The sequence below is a fragment of the Prescottella soli genome, assembly GCF_040024445.1.
In the GTDB taxonomy this organism is placed as follows: domain Bacteria; phylum Actinomycetota; class Actinomycetes; order Mycobacteriales; family Mycobacteriaceae; genus Prescottella; species Prescottella soli.
On the sequence record NZ_CP157276.1, the window covers coordinates 5,239,420 to 5,256,176 of the forward strand.

Below are 16,757 nucleotides of genomic sequence, written 5' to 3' on the forward strand. Positions count from 1 at the left end.
CGATGTGCTCTGCACCCCCCGCTCGGTACTAGCCGGTCTCAGCCATCCAGCGCATGCTTGATGGGGAGTCAACGTCGGAAGAACGCTGGGAGGAGATCCTCATGGCGGCATCATTGGAAGGCTCGACCGCACTGGTAACGGGGGCGACCGCCGGCATCGGACGCGCGATCGCGTCACAGCTGGCAGCACTCGACGCAGAGGTGGTAGTGCACGGACGCAGCGCGCAGCGAGGCGCCCAAACCGTGCAGGAGATCCAAGACGCGGGCGGGAAGGCACGCTTCGTCTCGGCTGATCTATCGGACCCTGACGAGACACGTCGGTTGGCGGCCGAGGCCGGCCCCGTCGACATCCTGATCAACAATGCCGGTGTCTACAAGTTCGCCGGCACCGCCGAGACCGACGACGCCTTCTTCGACGAGCATGTCAATCTCAACCTGCGTGCGCCGTACATCCTCGTACAGCAGCTGGTGCCGGCCATGTCCGAGCGAGGCCACGGGGTCGTTGTCAACCTCAGCTCCATCGCCGCCGCGATACCCGCGCGTACCGGCGGCATCTACGGCGCGACCAAGGCCGCCGTCGAACTGTTGACCCGCGTGTGGGCCGATGAGTTCGGTCGCTCCGGGGTGCGGGTGAACGCAGTGCAGGCCGGACCGACGGAAACCCCCGGGACCGCCGTGACGCCCGGGCTTACCGACGGTTTGGGGCAGCTCACCACGCTCGGCCGCGCAGCCGCCGCCGACGAAATCGCCAACGCCGTCGTGTTCCTGGTCTCACCGGCCGCCAGCTATATCAACGGTGCGATCTTGCAGGCCAACGGTGGTCAGGTCGCGATTGCCCCGTGATCCTCGAGAACCGATTTCACCTGGATGCCGTTCGGGATCAGCCTCCGAGCAGGAACCCGACGGCCGTCGCCGCGACCGTGAATTCGATTGCGGCCCCGAGAACGTCCCCGTTGATGCCGTCGAACCGGCGCACACAGTGCCGGACCAGCAGTGACGCCGCGACAAGTGCGACCAGGACGACGACGGGGCCCTGCCACCACCGCTGGGGAACCGCCCACACCGCCGCGACCGCCGAGGCCACTGCCCACGACACGGCCACCCACGCCGGCTGCGAGTCCGCCACGAGCGCACCGAAACCCGTCGTACTCGACGCCGAAATCCCACGGCGGCATGCGAATACGGCCGCAACCCGGCCGGCCGTGACGGCGACGGCCACCGCCACCCATGCGCCGTTCGCGCCGAGCGTGCCGAGCGCCACGGCCTGGACGCCGATGGCGACGACGAGCGCGGCCACGCCGAACGGGCCGGCGCCGCCGCTGCGCATGACCTCCCGCGCGCGTTCGGGCGGCCCGTAGCAGCCGAGACCGTCGGCGGTGTCGGCGAGGCCGTCGACATGCATGCCGCGGGTGGACAGGGCCAGCGCCCCGACCACCAGCAGGCCCGCCAACGCGATTCCCAGACCGCCCCACAGCAGCAGCCACAGCAGGCCCGCTGCGCCGGCCCCGAGGAGGGCGCCCACCAGCGGGGCCGCGGCCATCGCGCGGCGCCCCTCGGGTCGGCCGATGTCCTGTGGGCCGCGGACCGGCAGGACCGTCAGCCAGGACAGTGCCAGGGACAGCCCGGTGACCGCACCCCGCACGGTCAGTCCGATTCCGGCTCGGCCTCGGGTGCGGTGTTGTTGCTCACACCCGCCTGGTCGAAGGTCGCCATGTGCGCGAGTGTCGCCACCGCGCCCTGGAGCACCGGAAGGGCCGCCACCGCGCCCGAACCCTCGCCGAGGCGCATGTTCAGGCCGAGGATCGGATCGAGGCCGAGGTGTCGCAGCGCGATCGTGTGCGCGGGCTCGGTCGACCGATGCCCGGCCACCCACCACTCGCGCGCACCCGGCGCCAACTCCTCCGCCACGAGCGCCGACGCGGTAACCACGAGGCCGTCGACGATCACGGGCGTGCGGCGGACCGCGGCCTGAGCGAGGAAGCCGGCCATGGCGGCCAGGTCCGCGCCCGACGCCGTGCGGAGCAGGCCGACGGCGTCGCGCACGTGCGGCCGCGCCCGGCGCAGCGCGTCGCGGATCGCCGCGGTCTTGCGCATCCAGCCGGCGTCGTCGATGCCGGTGCCGCGCCCCACGGCGGCGACCGGTTCGGTGTCGGTGACGGCCGCCACCAGGACGGTGGCGGGCGTGGTGTTGCCGATGCCCATCTCGCCGGCGATCAGGAGGTCGGCGCCGGAGTCGACCTCCTCGTCGGCGATCGCGCGCCCGGCCGCGATCGCGCGCAGGGTCTCCTCGTGGGTCATGGCGTCCTCGCGGTCGATCGACCCCGACGACCGGCGGACCTTGTAGGTCGAGACGGACGCATCGGTGTCCGCGTCCACGGCCATGTCGACCACGCGCACGCCGGCACCGGCGATCGAGGCAAGTACGTTGACCGCGGCGCCGCCGCCCTCGATGTTGGCCACCATCTGGGCGGTGACCTCCGGCGGGTACGCCGACACGCCGCCCCGCGCGACGCCGTGGTCGCCGGCGAAGACGACGACGCGGGGGCGCGCGAACACGTGCGGGGGACATTCGCCCTGGCACGAGGCCGCCCACACCGACAGCTCCTCGAGTCGGCCGAGCGAGCCGGTCGGCTTGGTCAGCAGCAGCTGGCGAGCCTGCGCCTGCGCTCGGACCTCGGCGTCCGGCGGGACGGGCGGCTCGAAGAGGGGAGCCGACGGACTGACGGATTCGCTAGTCACGCTTGACCTTTCATTTCAGCAGCGATCATTTGAGCGGCATGGCGATACCGGCGATCACCAGGACGACGTCGTCGCACACCTCGGCGAGGCGGGAGTTGAGGGCGCCGATCTCGTCGCGGAACAGTCGGCCCGAGCGGGTCTCCGGGATCACGCCGAGACCGACCTCGGGGCTGACGAGCAGCAGCCTGCCGTCGAATCCGGCGACCGCGTCGACGAGGGCGTCCGTGCGGGGAGAGATCGTGCCGCGCGGGGCCTCCCACGCCGCGGCGTCGTCGAGCTCGCACGTGAGCCACGTGCCGAGGTCGTCGACGAGCGTCGGCGGGTGCGTGCAGGCCGCGGCGAGCAGCTCGACGAGGCTTCCGTCGCCACCGGTCTCGACCGTCGTCCACGACGTGGGCCGGCGGCGCCGGTGCAGATCGATCCGGTCCGCCCAGTCGTCGTCGCCGGGATAGCGGCGCGCGGTGGCCACGTAGCGGACGGGGTGCCCGTCGTTGTCGCCGAGCAGGCCCTCCGCGTGCGCGGACTTCCCCGACCTGGCGCCGCCGAGCACGAGCGTGCGGCGCGGGGGATTCGAAACGGGGGAGGGCACGGGGATAGACGCTACCAACAGCGTCGGGCCGGTCCCCGCAGAGCGAGGACCGGCCCGATGGAAGAGACGGTCAGACGGCGTCGCCGGGACCCACGCGCGGCTTGGGGGCGCGCATCTTGCGGATCTGCGACGCACGCACGAACGCGTACCAGCCGAGCCGGAAGCCGCCGTCGGTCGAGTCCGGGAAACGCTCGCGGACGCGGTTGTTGATCATCCGGCCGAGGAAGTAGCCCTCGCCGGCCATGAACAGCATCATCACGAGCATGCCGAGCGTGACGAAGCTCTGGATGACGGGGCTGAGGAACATCGCCATGATCAGGATCAGCGCCAGCGGCATGAACAGTCCGACCAGGTTGCGGCGGCTGTCGACGAGGTCGCGCACGTAGGCGCGGACCGGACCCTTGTCACGCGGCAGCAGGTACTTGTCCTCGCCGGCGAGCATGCGGGCGCGACGGTCGGCCGACTCGGCTCGACGGACGGCGGCCTCTGCCTTGCGCTCCTCCTTGGAACCGCGCGTCGACTTGCGGCGGGCGCGCGCCTCCTTGGCGGTGAGCGGTGCGGGCGCGATCGGGCCGCGGCGCTTGGCCTCGGCCTCGCGGCGCTTGGGGGTGGGACGGCCCTTGCCCGGCGTCGATGCTGCGCCGGTCTCGGTCGTCCCGGACGCCCCAGTGGTGGTCTCCGCGGTGGACTCGATGACCTCGACGTCGCGCTTGTCGGAATTGTCGGAGTCGCCTCGGCGTAGCAGCTTCACGCCTCCAGGCTATGGGATAACCGACGTCCTGGCGAAACCGACCACGCGTCGAACCTCCAGGCCGGGGATCGAAATGCCGAGGTCGAGTGGCCGCCATACACTGCGCTGATGCGTGTGCTGATCGCCCCCGACTCGTTCGGCGAAACCCTCACTGCGGTAGAGGCGGCCGCCGCGATGGCCGCGGGATGGTTGGCCGCGAGGCCGGACGACGACATCGTCCTGGCCCCGCAGTCCGACGGCGGTCCCGGATTCGTCGACGTGATTTCCGGCACGGTCGGCGGTCTGCGCACCACACGGGTCGACGGACCGCTGGGCCGCGCCACCGACGCGCGCTGGGTGCTCGCCGACGGCGTCGCGTACGTCGAATCGGCGCAGGCCGTCGGGCTGGGACTCCTCGGCGGCCCGCCCACGCCGGAGACGGCGCTCGGCGCCCACAGTCGCGGGGTGGGGCAGTTGGTGGCCGCGGCCGTCGACGCGGGCGCGCGGCGGATCGTGGTCGGACTCGGCGGCAGCTGCTGCACCGACGGCGGCCGTGGCATGGTCGCCGCGCTCGGCGGCCTCGACCGGGCTCGGACACGACTCGACGGGATCGACCTGGTCGCGGCGACCGACGTCGAGCACCCGCTACTCGGCGAGCACGGCGCCGCGCGGATCTTCGGACCGCAGAAGGGTGCCGACGACGCCGCGATCGAGGTGCTCGAGCAGCGCAACGCCGCCTGGGCAGCCGAGCTGCGGGCGGCGTGCGGTCGCGACGTCGCCGACCTCGACGGGGCGGGCGCCGCGGGTGGGCTCGGAGCCGCCCTGCTCGCGCTGGGGGCGGTCCGGGAATCGGGCGCGTCCGTCGTCGCGCGGTGCACGGGCCAGGCCGCGCAGGTGGCGGCGTCGGACATCGTGATCACCGGCGAGGGGAAGTTCGACCACCAGTCGCTGCGCGGCAAGCTCGTCACGGCGCTCGCCGGGGCCGCCGCCCACGGCGGGGTGCCGACCGTCGTGATCGCCGGCCAGGTCGCCGTCGACCGGGAGTCGGTCCGGGCGGCCGGCATCGTGGCGACGTTCTCGGTCGCGGACTTCGCCGGATCGGTCGACCGGGCCATGGCGGAGGCGGCGTCGCGGCTGGAGGCGCTGACGTCGTCCGTCGCAGGTGGCTGGCGGGGTGCGTCGGGGTTCGCACTGGATGGCCCGACACGTGAGGAATAGCGGGACGCAGAGTACCGTTGAAGCGATCACGGGTTTGGCACGAGCGACAGGGAGAGCCCATGACTGTGCAGAACGAGACCGCCACTCACGGCGTCACGATGACCGAGACTGCGTCCGCGAAGGCGAAGGCGCTGCTCGATCAGGAGGGACGCGACGACCTTGCGCTGCGCATCGCCGTGCAGCCCGGTGGCTGTGCCGGCCTGCGGTATCAGCTGTTCTTCGACGACCGCAGCCTCGACGGTGACCTCGTCGTCGACTTCGGTGGCGTCAACCTCGCCGTCGACCGGATGAGCGCTCCCTACGTCGAGGGCGCCTCCATCGACTTCGTCGACACCATCGAGAAGCAGGGCTTCACGATCGACAACCCGAACGCCACCGGGTCCTGCGCCTGCGGCGACTCGTTCAACTGAGTCCCGTACAACCTTCTTGACGCACGCTGACGCGGAGTCTGCCTCACCGGCGGGCTCCGCGTCAGACTGCGTTGCGCACCGTTGTCTGCGCACCCCATTCACCGTCCACCCAGAGCTGAAAGGCACCCGCGCGTGACTATTGCGGTTACCGGTTCCATCGCCACCGACCACCTGATGCGGTTCCCGGGCCGCTTCGCCGACCAGTTGCTCGCCGATCAGCTCGCGCACATCTCGCTGAGCTTCCTGGTCGACGACCTCGTGATCCGCCGCGGTGGCGTCGGCGGCAACATCGCCTACGCGATGGGTGTGCTCGGTGGCTCGCCGCTGCTGGTCGGTGCGGCGGGCATGGACTTCGCCGAGTACCGCACGTGGCTCGAGTCCAACGGGGTCGACTGCCGCGGGGTGCGGGTCTCCGACGCCGCGTACACCGCCCGATTCGTGTGCACCACCGACGACGACATGGCGCAGATCGCGTCGTTCTACCCGGGTGCGATGAGCGAGGCGCGCGAGATCGAGCTCGCGGCGCTGTCGAAGGAGACCGGTGACCTGGACCTCGTGCTGATCGGCGCCAACGACCCCGACGCCATGGTTCGTCACACCGACGAGTGCCGCCTGCTCGGCATCCCGTTCGCGGCGGACCCGTCCCAGCAGCTCGCGCGGCTGTCCGGCGACGACGCCAAGAAGCTCATCGATGGCGCCAAGTACCTGTTCACCAACGAGTACGAGTGGGGCCTGCTGCAGCAGAAGACCGGCCTGTCGGAGGAGGAGATCCGCGCCCAGGTCGGGCTGCGGGTCACCACGCTCGGTGCGAAGGGCGTCGAGATCGTCGACGGCGACGGCAACTGGGTCCGCGTCGGCGTCGTGCCCGAGCGCGGCAAGGTCGACCCCACCGGTGTCGGCGACGCGTTCCGCGCCGGCTTCCTGCTCGCGCACTCCGCGGGCCTGAGCCTCGAGCGCTCCGCGCAGCTCGGCTCGCTGGTCGCCGTGTACGTCCTCGAGACCGTCGGCACCCAGGAATGGACGTTCCAGCGCGACGACGCGATCAAGCGCCTCACCGAGGCGTACGGCAAGGACGCCGCCGCCGAGATCGCCACGCTGCTGCCGTAGCCCGTCGCAGACACGTCCGCCCGGATTCCTCGAGAAGGAATCCGGGCGGAGTCGTCTCGGCGGTGGTTCCCGCCGTCAGAGGCTGACGGGGTACACCGGCTCCTGGATCTGCGGCACGATGCGCTTCTCGACGAAGATGCCGTGCCACACCATGAAGCACAGGACCGTCCAGAGGCGGCGGCTGTGATCCGACGTGCCCTCGCGATGCTCGTTCAGCATCCGCGTGACCGCGGCCTTGTCGAAGATGTGGTCGGTGCCGGACTCGGCGATCTGCTGGTGCGCCCAGTCGAACAGTTCGGTGCCGCGCAGCCAGTGCCGCAGCGGAACCGGGAAGCCCAGCTTCGCGCGGTGCAGCACGTGCGCCGGGACGATGCCCTCGAGCGCCTGTCGCAGCGCGTACTTGGTGGTGTCCTTCGTGATCTTCTGATCCAGCGGCACCCGCGACGCGACGTCGAAGACCTCGGGGTCGAGGAATGGCACGCGCAGCTCGAGCGAGTTCGCCATCGTCATCTTGTCGGCCTTGACCAGGATGTCTCCGCGCATCCAGGTGAACAGGTCCAGGTGCTGCATGCGCGCCACCGGGTCCCAGTCCCGGGACTGCGCGTAGATCGGTGCCGTCACGTCCTGGTGTGTCCACTCGGGGCGGAAGTCGCGCAGCACCGCCCGCAGTTGGGCGTCGCTGAAGCTGCGCGCATTGCCGTAGTAGCGATCCTCGAGCGTCATCGAGCCGCGGTGCAGCAGGCTCTTGCCTCGGGTGCCTTCCGGGATCCGATCGGAGAGCCGGCCGGCGGCCCGGCGCAGCGGCGCCGGCAGGTACTCGAACGGTTTGAGCGACAGCGGTTCGCGGTAGATCGTGTAGCCGCCGAACAGCTCGTCCGCGCCCTCGCCTGATAGGACCACCTTGACGTGCTTGCGGGCTTCCTTCGCGACAAACCACAGCGGCACCAGTGCCGGGTCGGCGACCGGATCGTCCAGGTACCAGATGATCTCGGGGATCGCGGCCGCGAATTCGGCGGGGGAGACCACCTTGACCACGTGCCGGGCGCCGATCGCGGCCGCGGACTCCGCGGCGACGTCGACCTCGGAGTAGCCCTCCCGCTCGAAACCGGTGGTGAACGTGATCAGGTTCGGGTTGTGCCGCATCGCGAGCGCCGCGATCGCGGTCGAGTCGATGCCGCCCGAGAGGAACGAGCCCACGGTGACGTCGGCGCGCATGTGCTTGGCGACCGAGTCCTCGAGCGCCTCCGCGATCTCGCGATAGCGGGCCTGTTCGCTGCCGGCGGCAAACGGCACGGCCGGGAACTTCGGCGTGAAGTAGCGGGTCACCTCGGGCGCTTTGCCCGGCGCCAGTCGTGCGTAGGAGCCGGACTCGAGCCGACCGATCTGCGCGTGCAGCGTCTCCGGTTCGGGCACGTACTGCAGGACCGTGTAGTGCTCGATCGCGCGCGGATCGAGGTCGGTATCGATGCCGATGACGTCGGCCAGCTCGAGCAGGCTCTTCTTCTCGCTGCCGAACGCGGTGCCGTTCGTTCCGGTCGCGATGAACAGCGGCTTGATCCCGAACGGGTCGCGGGCCACGAACAGCTCGCGGGTCTCGGTGTCCCACACCGCGAACGCGAACATGCCGCGCAGCCGGCGGACCGCGTCGGCGCCCCAGTAGTGGTACGCGGCGACGATGGCCTCGCTGTCACCCTCGGTGCGGAACTGGGCGCCGTGATCCTTCGCGAGCTCGGCGCGGACCTCGAGATAGTTGTAGATCTCGCCGTTGAAGGTGAGCGCGTAGCGCTCCGGGTTCTCCGGCGGTCCCCAGCGCAGCGGCTGGTGCGAGTGCTCGAGGTCGATGATCGACAGCCGGTTGAAGCCGAAGATCAGGTCGTCGTCGTGCCATGTCCCGTGCTCGTCGGGGCCACGGTGGCGCAGGCAGTGCATGGCCGCATCGACGCGAGCGACAGCGTCGTCGCTGGTGCCGTCGGTGGTGAGTAGTCCGAGCAGTCCGCACACAGCGTCCAGTACCTCGATTCAGAGTCGATTGTCGGTCGGGACACGACCGCCCCGTTGCGGACGGCGAATTCCCCAAGGAAGTATGCCGCAGTTTCCGCGCAGGGACCGTCGGCGGACCGCGCGTGTGCGTCGCGATCTCAGCTGAATCCCAGGTGGGGCGCGTACGTTGGAGGGTCGTTGGTCCCGACTGCAACACGTGCGCCCACCCGACAGTGGAGGATCGGCGCCTTTGGTCTACGCTGCGTAGTAATTGGGCCTTCCCTTCGGGTGTGCCCTAGTGGAATTGCGGCGATCAGGAAGGCGTGAACGTGGCGCAAGGTCGGATCCTTCGGCGAGCCGGGCTGGCAGCATCTCTGGGCATAGCTGCCATGCTGCTGTCGGGTTGTTCAATCGACAATTCGGTGCTTCGCTTCGGGTGGCCATCGGGAGTTACCCCGCAGGCCGAACGTATGCGCGAACTGTGGACGTGGTCGGTCATCGCCGCCCTCGTCATGGGTGTCATCGTGTGGGGCCTCACCTTCTGGGTGGTCGTCTTCCACCGTAAGAAGAAGGACTCGCCCGAGTTCCCGCGTCAGACGGCATACAACGTGCCGCTGGAGCTCTTCTACACGGCCGTACCGTTCGTGATCATCGCTGTGCTCTTCTACTTCACCGTGGTCGTCCAGAACTACGTGACCGAGAAGAAGGACAACCCGAACGTCGTCGTGGATGTCACGGCGTACCAGTGGAACTGGAAGTTCGGCTACCGCACCATCGACCTCGGCAACGGCGCCGCCAAGTACGAGGGCACCGACGAGGAGGCCACCGCGGCCGCACTTGCCGCGTCGAAGCCGGAGGGCGTCGACGAGCACGGCAAGGAGAAGGTCGGCCCGATCCACGGCAAGAACACGCAGGACCTGTCCTACCTGCACTACGACAAGATCGAGACCGTCGGCTCCAGCAACGAGGTTCCGATCCTCGTTCTCCCGACCGGCAAGCGCATCGAGTTCCAGCTCGCGTCCTCGGACGTCATTCACTCCTTCTGGGTTCCGGAGTTCCTGTTCAAGCGTGACGTGAACCCGAACCCGAAGGAGAACCACTCGGACAACGTCTTCCAGATCAGTGAGATCGAGAAGGAAGGCGCGTTCGTGGGCCGTTGCGCCGAGATGTGCGGCACGTTCCACGCGATGATGAACTTCGAGGTCCGCGCCGTGACCCCCGAGAAGTTCGAGAAGTACATCGAGGCTCGCAAGTCCGTCGAGGAAGGCGGCAAGGGCCTGAACACTGCCGAGGCACTGGCGTCGATCGGTGAGTCGCCGACCGCGACTTCGACCTCGCCGTTCCACACCGACCGCACCGTGCGCGAGGCATCGGCCAGCGGCAACTGACCGCCCGAGCACCCCTGACCAAGGACAAGAACTGATATGAAGATCGAAGCCAAGCTCTTCGAGATCCTGACGGTGTTCTTCATTCTCGTTGCGATCGTCTACGGCGTCTTCACCGCCATGTCGCGCACCGGAATCGAGTGGGCCGGCCTGACCGCGATCGTCCTGTCGGCGGGTCTGAGCCTCATCGTCGGAACGTACTTCCGGTTCGTGGCGCGTCGTCTCGACACCCGCCCCGAGGACTACGAGGAGGCGGAGATCTCCGACGGCTCCGGCGATCTGGGCTTCTTCAGCCCGGGTAGCTTCTGGCCCATCCTGCTGGCCGGTGCCGCCGCGTTCGCCGCGATCTCGCTGGCCTTCTTCCAGCCGTGGATGATCGTCATCGCAGTGGTGCTGGTCCTCACCGCCTCTGCCGGACTGGTCTTCGAGTACCACCTCGGACCCGAGAAGCACTAGCTCTCGCTCGACCACAACCGTCGAAGGCGCCGAATCCCGCGAGGGGTTCGGCGCCTTCGACGGTTTCGCTGTCGGGATCAGGCCCGGGGGATGTCGATCCGTTCGAGCTCGCTCGGCTGCCAGGTCTTGTCGAACCACGGTTCGAGCGGGCCGTACAGGCGGAGAATCGGGAACCAACTCTTGTTCCGAACCGTCTGGATCCAGTTGGCCTCCTTGCCCGCAGGCGCGGCCGGCCCGAACCACAGCACGATCGACCCGTCGTCCTCGGCCTCGACCGTGCCGGACAGGCTCATCAGGCTCGGATAGGGGTTGTCCGTCTGCAGCAGCGACCGGGTCTGCGTGTCGTACACGTCGACGGACCAGAAGTTCTTTGCCGGTGGGTTCGGCGGCAGAACGAGCCGATAGGTCTTGCCGCCGTCGAGGATCCGCCCGGCGGAGTCCTCCGCCGTGTAGGCGTAGGCGGACCCGGCACCGACCTGCGCGTGCGCCATCGCCGGGGTGATCACGGTGGCGAAGTAGTGGAACTGGGCGCGCGCATCGAGCAGTCGCGCGTTCCGGTCGAGGAACTCGTAGCTACCGCCGACGAACGCCTCCTTCCACGACGACCCCTCGAAGACGAAGCTGTCCGGATTGCGGGGGGAATAGACGAGCGCGCGGCTCATGCCGGCGGCCGTCTTCGCCGCCGAGTCGAGGATGCCGCGCAGTCGCTCGTCCGGGGCGAACTTCCGACCGTGCTGAATGCCGATCGCGGCGAGCTGTCCGGCCCGCTCGGGGTCGAGCGAGTCGGCCGGCTCCTCATCGACCAGTTCGGCGACCTCCTCGAAGAACGAGAAGTCGTTGGCGTGCACGGTGTTGAACTTCTTGTCCGCGATGTTGACGAACGTGAGGTCCGGCGGGTTCTGTGCGTCCGCGAGCCGGTAGACGCGGGTCTGCCGCATCGCCTCGACACCGCCGAGGGCGCGGAACACAACCCAGTTCGTGTAGGTCGGCGGCCGGTAGACGAAGTAGCCGTCGGGCTCGTCGCCCTCGTATCCGGGCGGCAGGAACAGGTACTTGCCGCCCGCACCCTTGTCCGGTCCGGCGATCCCCATGTCGGCCACGTAGCGGAACCAGAAGTCATCGACCACACACAACGACTCCTTCGGCGGCTCGATCACCACCGGGCCGTCGCGCAGGTCGATGAACATCGACCCGTAGGTGGTCTCGGTGTTCGGGGTGAGGAAGAAACCCCCCGAGTTCGCGCGGGGATCGGTGTACGCCAGCATGTGCAGCCCGTCGATGCCGACGCTGCGAAATCCCTTGCGCATCGCGACCAGAGACGCACCCGGCATCGCGTTGAGGAAGGCCTCGACCCCGCGGAGGAAGTCGAGGCCGTCGTACAGGTTGCGGGTCGTCTCGGGAAACGGCACACCGTCGAAGAAGTCGAAGGAGCCAACCGGCGTCTCGATCCGGTCCGGGACGCTGATTCCGAAGGATTCGGGAGTGAGTGCGTTGTTGTGATCGTTCAAAACTGCCTCCTGCACGACGTGGTCGGTAGCCGTGAGGATAAGTCACGCCGCCGGGGGCCGCACCAGCACCCGAGCGGGGTGATCCTCGAGGGTCGAGCGATGCAGGCGTGTCGTGCTCGAGATCCGTACCGCACCATGCGATTGTCGGCAAGGTCACCAATGGCGTAATGACACGTGGGCAAGGTCGTGCTGGACGACGGAAGGATGACCGTGTGAAGACCACCGGGATTTCCGACGAGTTGGCCAGGGACGCATACCTGTACGCGTACTCGATGGACGAGGTCTACAAGTTTCTGTACGAGACGCCGACTCGGCATGGCTCGACAAGTATCGGACCGTCGGGCTGGGGTCCGGGCGAACCGAGTTCACCGATGAACAGCTCGAGGCCGCCGCACGCGGCGAGAAGCTCGGTATGCAGCACCTCGTCGATCTCGCGCCGACGTTGACGAGCGCCGGAAAGTTGCTCGGCACCGGGGAGGCTCTGCAGGACGGTGCGCGGGATCTGTTCGCGGAGGGCACGTACCTCGGCCAGTGGGGTCTGCCCCCGGTGGAATCCGTGTACATGAAAGTCGAGACAGGATCCGACGGTCTGCCCGTCAACGCTTCCGGTGGAAAGAAGTACCGAGCCCGGTTCCTTGCTCCCGACGTCGGTGAGTTCTGGTCGTTCACCGTGTACGGCACCGACAATCGGCTCGTGGCGCACAACGCGATCAACCGGCACAGTCGGGGGGACCGCACACTCGTGCCGGACGCCGAGGGCTACTACATGATCGAGATGAGCGCCGACGTCGAATCCAACCGCGACGACCCGAACTTTCTGGTCGCCTGAGGCCCACGCCCGTCAGGACGTGACGGGGGAGAGGTCGCCCACACCAGGCCCCCGAGAACGGGAAAGGCCCCGAACCGGAATCGGTTCGGGGCCTTCCTCGTCGGTCTCGGCGAACTAGTGCGCTTCGCCGTCGCCGGAGCCGTTTCCGCGGACGCGGTCCTGGTACTCCGTGAGAATCTGCAGCTGCTCGTGCTCGGCTGCGTGGTGCGCAGCCTCGAGCGCCTGGCTCTGCTCGACCGGGTCGGGCGTGAGCAGGGTGCCCGAACCGGGCTTGCCGGCCGAACCGAGCTTGTTCATCTTCTTCGGGATCGCAGCACCCTGGTACTCCAGCGGGATCGGGTGGCCGTGATCGTCGACCGGGCCGAGCGGCTGGTGGATCTCGACGTACTCACCGTGCGGCAGGCGCTTGATGATGCCGGTCTCGATGCCGTGCTCGAGCACCGCGCGATCGCTGCGCTGCAGACCCAGGCAGAAGCGGTAGGTCACGTAGTACGCGATCGGAGGCAGCACGACCATGCCGATACGACCGATCCAGGTCATCGCGTTGAGCGAGATGTCCAGGTGGTAGGCGATGATGTCGTTGACGCAGGAGATCGTCAGCACCAGGTAGAACGCGATGGCCATCGCGCCGATACCGGTGCGGACCGGGACGTCACGCGGACGCTGCAGCAGGTTGTGGTGCGCGTCGTCCTTCGTGAACTTCTTCTCGATCCACGGGTAGGCGATCAGCAGCGCGAACACGATGCCCATGATCAGCGCGACAGCGAACACGGCGGGGATCGTGTACCGGTTGAACAGGTAGATCTCCCACGCCGGCCACAGACGCGCCATGCCGTCGGTCCACATCATGTAGAAGTCGGGCTGCGAACCAGCCGACACCTGCGACGGGTTGTACGGGCCGATGTTCCAGATCGGGTTGATCTGCAGGACGCCACCCATGATGGCCAGGATGCCGAACGTGAACGCGAAGAACGCACCGCCCTTGAGGGCGAACACCGGGAGGATCCGGACGCCGACGACGTTCTGCTCGGTGCGGCCGGGGCCGGGGAACTGCGTGTGCTTCTGGTACCAGACCAGCGCGAGGTGCGCGGCGATCAGGGCCAGCAGGATGCCCGGAACCAGCAGCACGTGCGCGACGTACAGACGCGGGATGATCAGCTCGCCGGGGAAGTCGCCGCCGAAGATCAGCCAGTGCAGCCAGGTGCCGGCGATCGGAACACTCAGGGTGATGCCGGACAGCGCGGCGCGCAGACCGGTACCGGACAGCAGGTCGTCAGGCAGCGAGTAGCCGAAGAAGCCCTCGAACATCGCCAGGATCAGCAGCAGCGAGCCGATGACCCAGTTCGCCTCACGCGGGCGACGGAACGCGCCGGTGAAGAAGATGCGCAGCAGGTGCACGATGATCGACGCGGCGAACATCAGCGCAGCCCAGTGGTGGATCTGCCGGACGAACAGACCGCCGCGAACCTCGAAGGAGATGTTCAGCGTGGTCTCGTACGCGCGGGACATCTCGACGCCGCGGAGCGGCTCGTATGCGCCGTTGTAGGTGACCTCGGCCAGCGACGGGTCGAAGAACAGCGTGAGGTACACGCCCGAGATCAACAGGATGATGAAGCTGTACAGCGCGATCTCGCCGAGCATGAACGACCAATGGGTCGGGAAGACCTTGTTGATCTGCCGCTTCATACCGGCCGCGAGATGGTAGCGAGAGTCGACTGCCTCTGCTTGGGCGGCAACTCTGGATGGAGTGGTAGTGGTCACGGTCGACGCTCCCAAAATGCCGGGCCGAGGGCTTCGATGAAGTCACCGTTGGCGACGAGGTAGCCCTCTTCGTTCACAGTAATAGGCAGCTGCGGAAGAGCACGAGCGGCGGGACCGAAGATCGGCTTGCCGTACTGCAGCGCGTCGAACTGCGACTGGTGGCAGGGGCACAGGATTCGGTTGGTCTGCTGCTCGTACAGCGAGGTGGGGCAGCCGAGGTGGGTGCAGATCTTCGAGTAGGCGATGTAGTCGCCGTAGTTGAAGCTCTCCTGGCCCTTGCGCTTGACGGCCCGCTGGGCGTCCACAGTGCGCAGACGGATCAGCATGACCGCGTTGCGGATGCCGCGCAGCGCCTTGAACAGCTCCTCGTCATTGCCACGCTCGGACTCACGGAACGGGAACACCGTCTCCATGCCGCCGGCGTCGAGGTCCTCGGGGCGCACCAGCACGATGTCGTGCGGACGACCGGTGTCGCGACGCAGGTAGATCGTCTCGCCCGGGTAGCGGGGGGTCCAGCCGGACACCCACAGCGGGGAGTTGTCGCCCTTGGCCCACGGGTTCTTGATCATGCCGCCGAGCGGCATGACCGCCATGATGCCGACAGCGCCGCCACCGAAGATCAGGCTGCGCTTGATCATCTTGCGACGGCCGAGCGTCGACTTGTCGAGGGTGTCGGTCAGCTGGGCCCCGAGGGTCCGCTTGTCGACCTCGGCCGAACCGCCGTCGTGGCGATCCTGGATCGAGACCTCTTCGGGGACGAACTTCTTGGTGAACTTCACCGCGCCGACGCCGACACCGAGGATCGCGAGACCCATGGTGAAGCCGATCAGCGGGGTGTACAGGTTGTACGCCCAGTAGGTGTCGTCGCCCTCGCCCGCGTACTCCCAGGGCCAGAACAGGAAGATGCCGATGAAGGCGATCGCCGAGATGCCGGCGAGGGTGAACCAGAAGGCCACCGAGCGCTCGGCGCGCTTCTCGGCCTTGGTGCCCTCGACCGCCCAGCGATCCTTCTGGAACGCCACATCGACGCCGTCGAGATTGGTACCGAGCTCGACGAGTTCGTCCCGGGTCATCCGGTCGAGTTCGTCGTCCGTGTACTTCTTCGGCGTGCCGCCGCTGCCGGCGTCGCTCATGACCTTGCTCCGATCCACAGTGCTGCGCCGACGACAGCGACGATGCCGATGACCCACATGGCGAGGCCCTCGGACCCCGGTCCGATGCCGCCGAGACCGTAACCACCCGGGCTCTTGGTCTCGCCCGACTGCTTGACGTAGGCGATGATGTCCTTCTTCTCCTCGAGCGTCAGCTGACGGTCGGAGAACTTGGGCATGTTCTGGGGGCCCGTGACCATGGCGGCATAGATCTGCTGCTCGCTGGCCGGATCCAGAACGGGGGCGTACTTACCGGAGGACAGCGCGCCGCCGCGTCCGGTGAAGTTGTGGCACGACGCGCAGTTCATGCGGAACAGCTCGCTACCGCGCGCGACGTCGCCGCCACGCAGCGACGACTGTGCGATCTCGCCGTTCTCGTCACGGACGAGGGTCGGGCCGCCGCCCTGCGACTGGACGTAGGCGCCGATGGCGTCGGTCTGGCGGGCGTCGAACTTGGCGGGCTTGCGGGAAGCCTGCGCCTCGTTGCGGGCGGCCGGCATACGACCGGACGACACCTGGAAGTACACGGCTGCCTCGCCGACACCGATCAGGCTGGGGCCGCGGTCCTGGACACCCTGCAGGTTCGCGCCGTGGCACGTGATGCAGGAGGTGTCGTAGAGCTGCTTGCCTTCGCGGATCAGCGCTGCGGAATCGTCGCTCGCGGTGGCGACCTGCGGCGCAGGCGTCAGTGCGGAGGCGAGGAAACCGGCGCTCACGAGTCCCAGCATGAGGATCAGCGCGCCGGTGACGCGGCGGCGCAGCTTGCGCTGGCGGCGCGCCTTGGCGGCGGAACCTGCTGTCGTGCGGTTGGGCATGTCACCCTCGATTGCGGGAGGGGGGGATGAACTCATCTGTATCCCTTTGGTCTGTCGGGACGACTGAAGCGTCAGGGGGC

16 protein-coding genes are annotated in these 16,757 nt (G+C 68.3%); 7 read left to right on the forward strand and 9 right to left on the reverse strand.

The genetic code is table 11. The features are described from left to right. Positions 1–53 precede the first annotated feature (53 nt). Entirely contained in the window at positions 54–842 is a 789-nt protein-coding gene (locus ABI214_RS24415) for an SDR family NAD(P)-dependent oxidoreductase (RefSeq protein ID WP_348604995.1), read from the forward strand. A gap of 37 nt (positions 843–879) precedes the next feature. Here ABI214_RS24415 and ABI214_RS24420 read toward each other — a convergent pair whose 3' ends face one another. Genes ABI214_RS24420 through ABI214_RS24435 form a run of 4 tightly spaced genes read right to left on the reverse strand, consistent with a single transcriptional unit; the run spans position 880 to position 4,078 of the window. Continuing rightward, positions 880–1,641, reverse strand: coding sequence for an adenosylcobinamide-GDP ribazoletransferase (locus ABI214_RS24420; protein WP_348604996.1), 762 nt, complete (start codon positions 1,639–1,641; stop codon positions 880–882). 2 nt (positions 1,642–1,643) lie between these two features. Beyond that, positions 1,644–2,738, reverse strand: a complete 1,095-nt coding sequence (gene cobT / locus ABI214_RS24425; RefSeq protein WP_348604997.1) for a nicotinate-nucleotide--dimethylbenzimidazole phosphoribosyltransferase — start codon at positions 2,736–2,738, stop codon at positions 1,644–1,646. 25 nt (positions 2,739–2,763) lie between these two features. Next, positions 2,764–3,348, reverse strand: coding sequence for a bifunctional adenosylcobinamide kinase/adenosylcobinamide-phosphate guanylyltransferase (locus ABI214_RS24430; RefSeq protein WP_408586534.1), 585 nt, complete (start codon positions 3,346–3,348; stop codon positions 2,764–2,766). 49 nt (positions 3,349–3,397) lie between these two features. Beyond that, positions 3,398–4,078: a DUF3043 domain-containing protein gene (locus ABI214_RS24435; protein ID WP_348604999.1), complete on the reverse strand. Its 681-nt coding sequence runs from the start codon at positions 4,076–4,078 to the stop codon at positions 3,398–3,400. Positions 4,079–4,186: 108 nt separating this feature from the next. Here ABI214_RS24435 and ABI214_RS24440 point away from each other — a divergent pair, with 108 nt between their 5' ends. The 3 genes from ABI214_RS24440 (at position 4,187) to ABI214_RS24450 (ending at position 6,792) form a co-directional block, all read left to right on the forward strand. Beyond that, positions 4,187–5,275 (forward strand): glycerate kinase family protein, encoded by a 1,089-nt coding sequence (locus ABI214_RS24440; RefSeq protein WP_348605000.1) that lies wholly within the window; start codon positions 4,187–4,189, stop codon positions 5,273–5,275. A 59-nt stretch (positions 5,276–5,334) separates the two neighbouring features. Next, positions 5,335–5,685: a HesB/IscA family protein gene (locus tag ABI214_RS24445; protein ID WP_225020360.1), complete on the forward strand. Its 351-nt coding sequence runs from the start codon at positions 5,335–5,337 to the stop codon at positions 5,683–5,685. Positions 5,686–5,817: 132 nt separating this feature from the next. After that, positions 5,818–6,792, forward strand: a complete 975-nt coding sequence (locus tag ABI214_RS24450; protein WP_348605001.1) for a carbohydrate kinase family protein — start codon at positions 5,818–5,820, stop codon at positions 6,790–6,792. 75 nt (positions 6,793–6,867) lie between these two features. On the opposite strand, the gene asnB is transcribed toward ABI214_RS24450, so the two are convergent. Next, on the reverse strand, positions 6,868–8,793 hold the full coding sequence (gene asnB / locus ABI214_RS24455) for an asparagine synthase (glutamine-hydrolyzing) (protein ID WP_348605002.1): 1,926 nt from the start codon (positions 8,791–8,793) through the stop codon (positions 6,868–6,870). A 302-nt stretch (positions 8,794–9,095) separates the two neighbouring features. Here asnB and ctaC point away from each other — a divergent pair, with 302 nt between their 5' ends. Together ctaC and ABI214_RS24465 are read left to right on the forward strand one after the other, a co-directional pair. Continuing rightward, the gene (gene ctaC, locus ABI214_RS24460) at positions 9,096–10,160 is read left to right on the forward strand and encodes an aa3-type cytochrome oxidase subunit II (RefSeq protein ID WP_348605003.1); all 1,065 of its coding nucleotides are present in this window, start codon (positions 9,096–9,098) and stop codon (positions 10,158–10,160) included. A gap of 36 nt (positions 10,161–10,196) precedes the next feature. Further along, positions 10,197–10,613 (forward strand): cytochrome c oxidase subunit 4, encoded by a 417-nt coding sequence (locus ABI214_RS24465; RefSeq protein ID WP_348605004.1) that lies wholly within the window; start codon positions 10,197–10,199, stop codon positions 10,611–10,613. A gap of 77 nt (positions 10,614–10,690) precedes the next feature. Here ABI214_RS24465 and ABI214_RS24470 read toward each other — a convergent pair whose 3' ends face one another. Continuing rightward, entirely contained in the window at positions 10,691–12,121 is a 1,431-nt protein-coding gene (locus tag ABI214_RS24470; protein WP_348605005.1) for a DUF1254 domain-containing protein, read from the reverse strand. 412 nt (positions 12,122–12,533) lie between these two features. Here ABI214_RS24470 and ABI214_RS24475 point away from each other — a divergent pair, with 412 nt between their 5' ends. Next, positions 12,534–12,950 (forward strand): DUF1214 domain-containing protein, encoded by a 417-nt coding sequence (locus ABI214_RS24475; protein ID WP_348605006.1) that lies wholly within the window; start codon positions 12,534–12,536, stop codon positions 12,948–12,950. A gap of 114 nt (positions 12,951–13,064) precedes the next feature. Here ABI214_RS24475 and qcrB read toward each other — a convergent pair whose 3' ends face one another. Genes qcrB through qcrC form a run of 3 tightly spaced genes read right to left on the reverse strand, consistent with a single transcriptional unit; the run spans position 13,065 to position 16,713 of the window. Beyond that, entirely contained in the window at positions 13,065–14,711 is a 1,647-nt protein-coding gene (gene qcrB / locus ABI214_RS24480; RefSeq protein ID WP_348605007.1) for a cytochrome bc1 complex cytochrome b subunit, read from the reverse strand. Beyond that, the gene (gene qcrA / locus ABI214_RS24485) at positions 14,708–15,844 is read right to left on the reverse strand and encodes a cytochrome bc1 complex Rieske iron-sulfur subunit (RefSeq protein WP_348605008.1); all 1,137 of its coding nucleotides are present in this window, start codon (positions 15,842–15,844) and stop codon (positions 14,708–14,710) included. Before qcrA ends, qcrB begins: the two co-directional genes overlap by 4 nt. Then, positions 15,841–16,713, reverse strand: a complete 873-nt coding sequence (gene qcrC, locus ABI214_RS24490; protein ID WP_348605009.1) for a cytochrome bc1 complex diheme cytochrome c subunit — start codon at positions 16,711–16,713, stop codon at positions 15,841–15,843. Before qcrC ends, qcrA begins: the two co-directional genes overlap by 4 nt. Between the last annotated feature and the right edge of the window lie 44 nt (positions 16,714–16,757).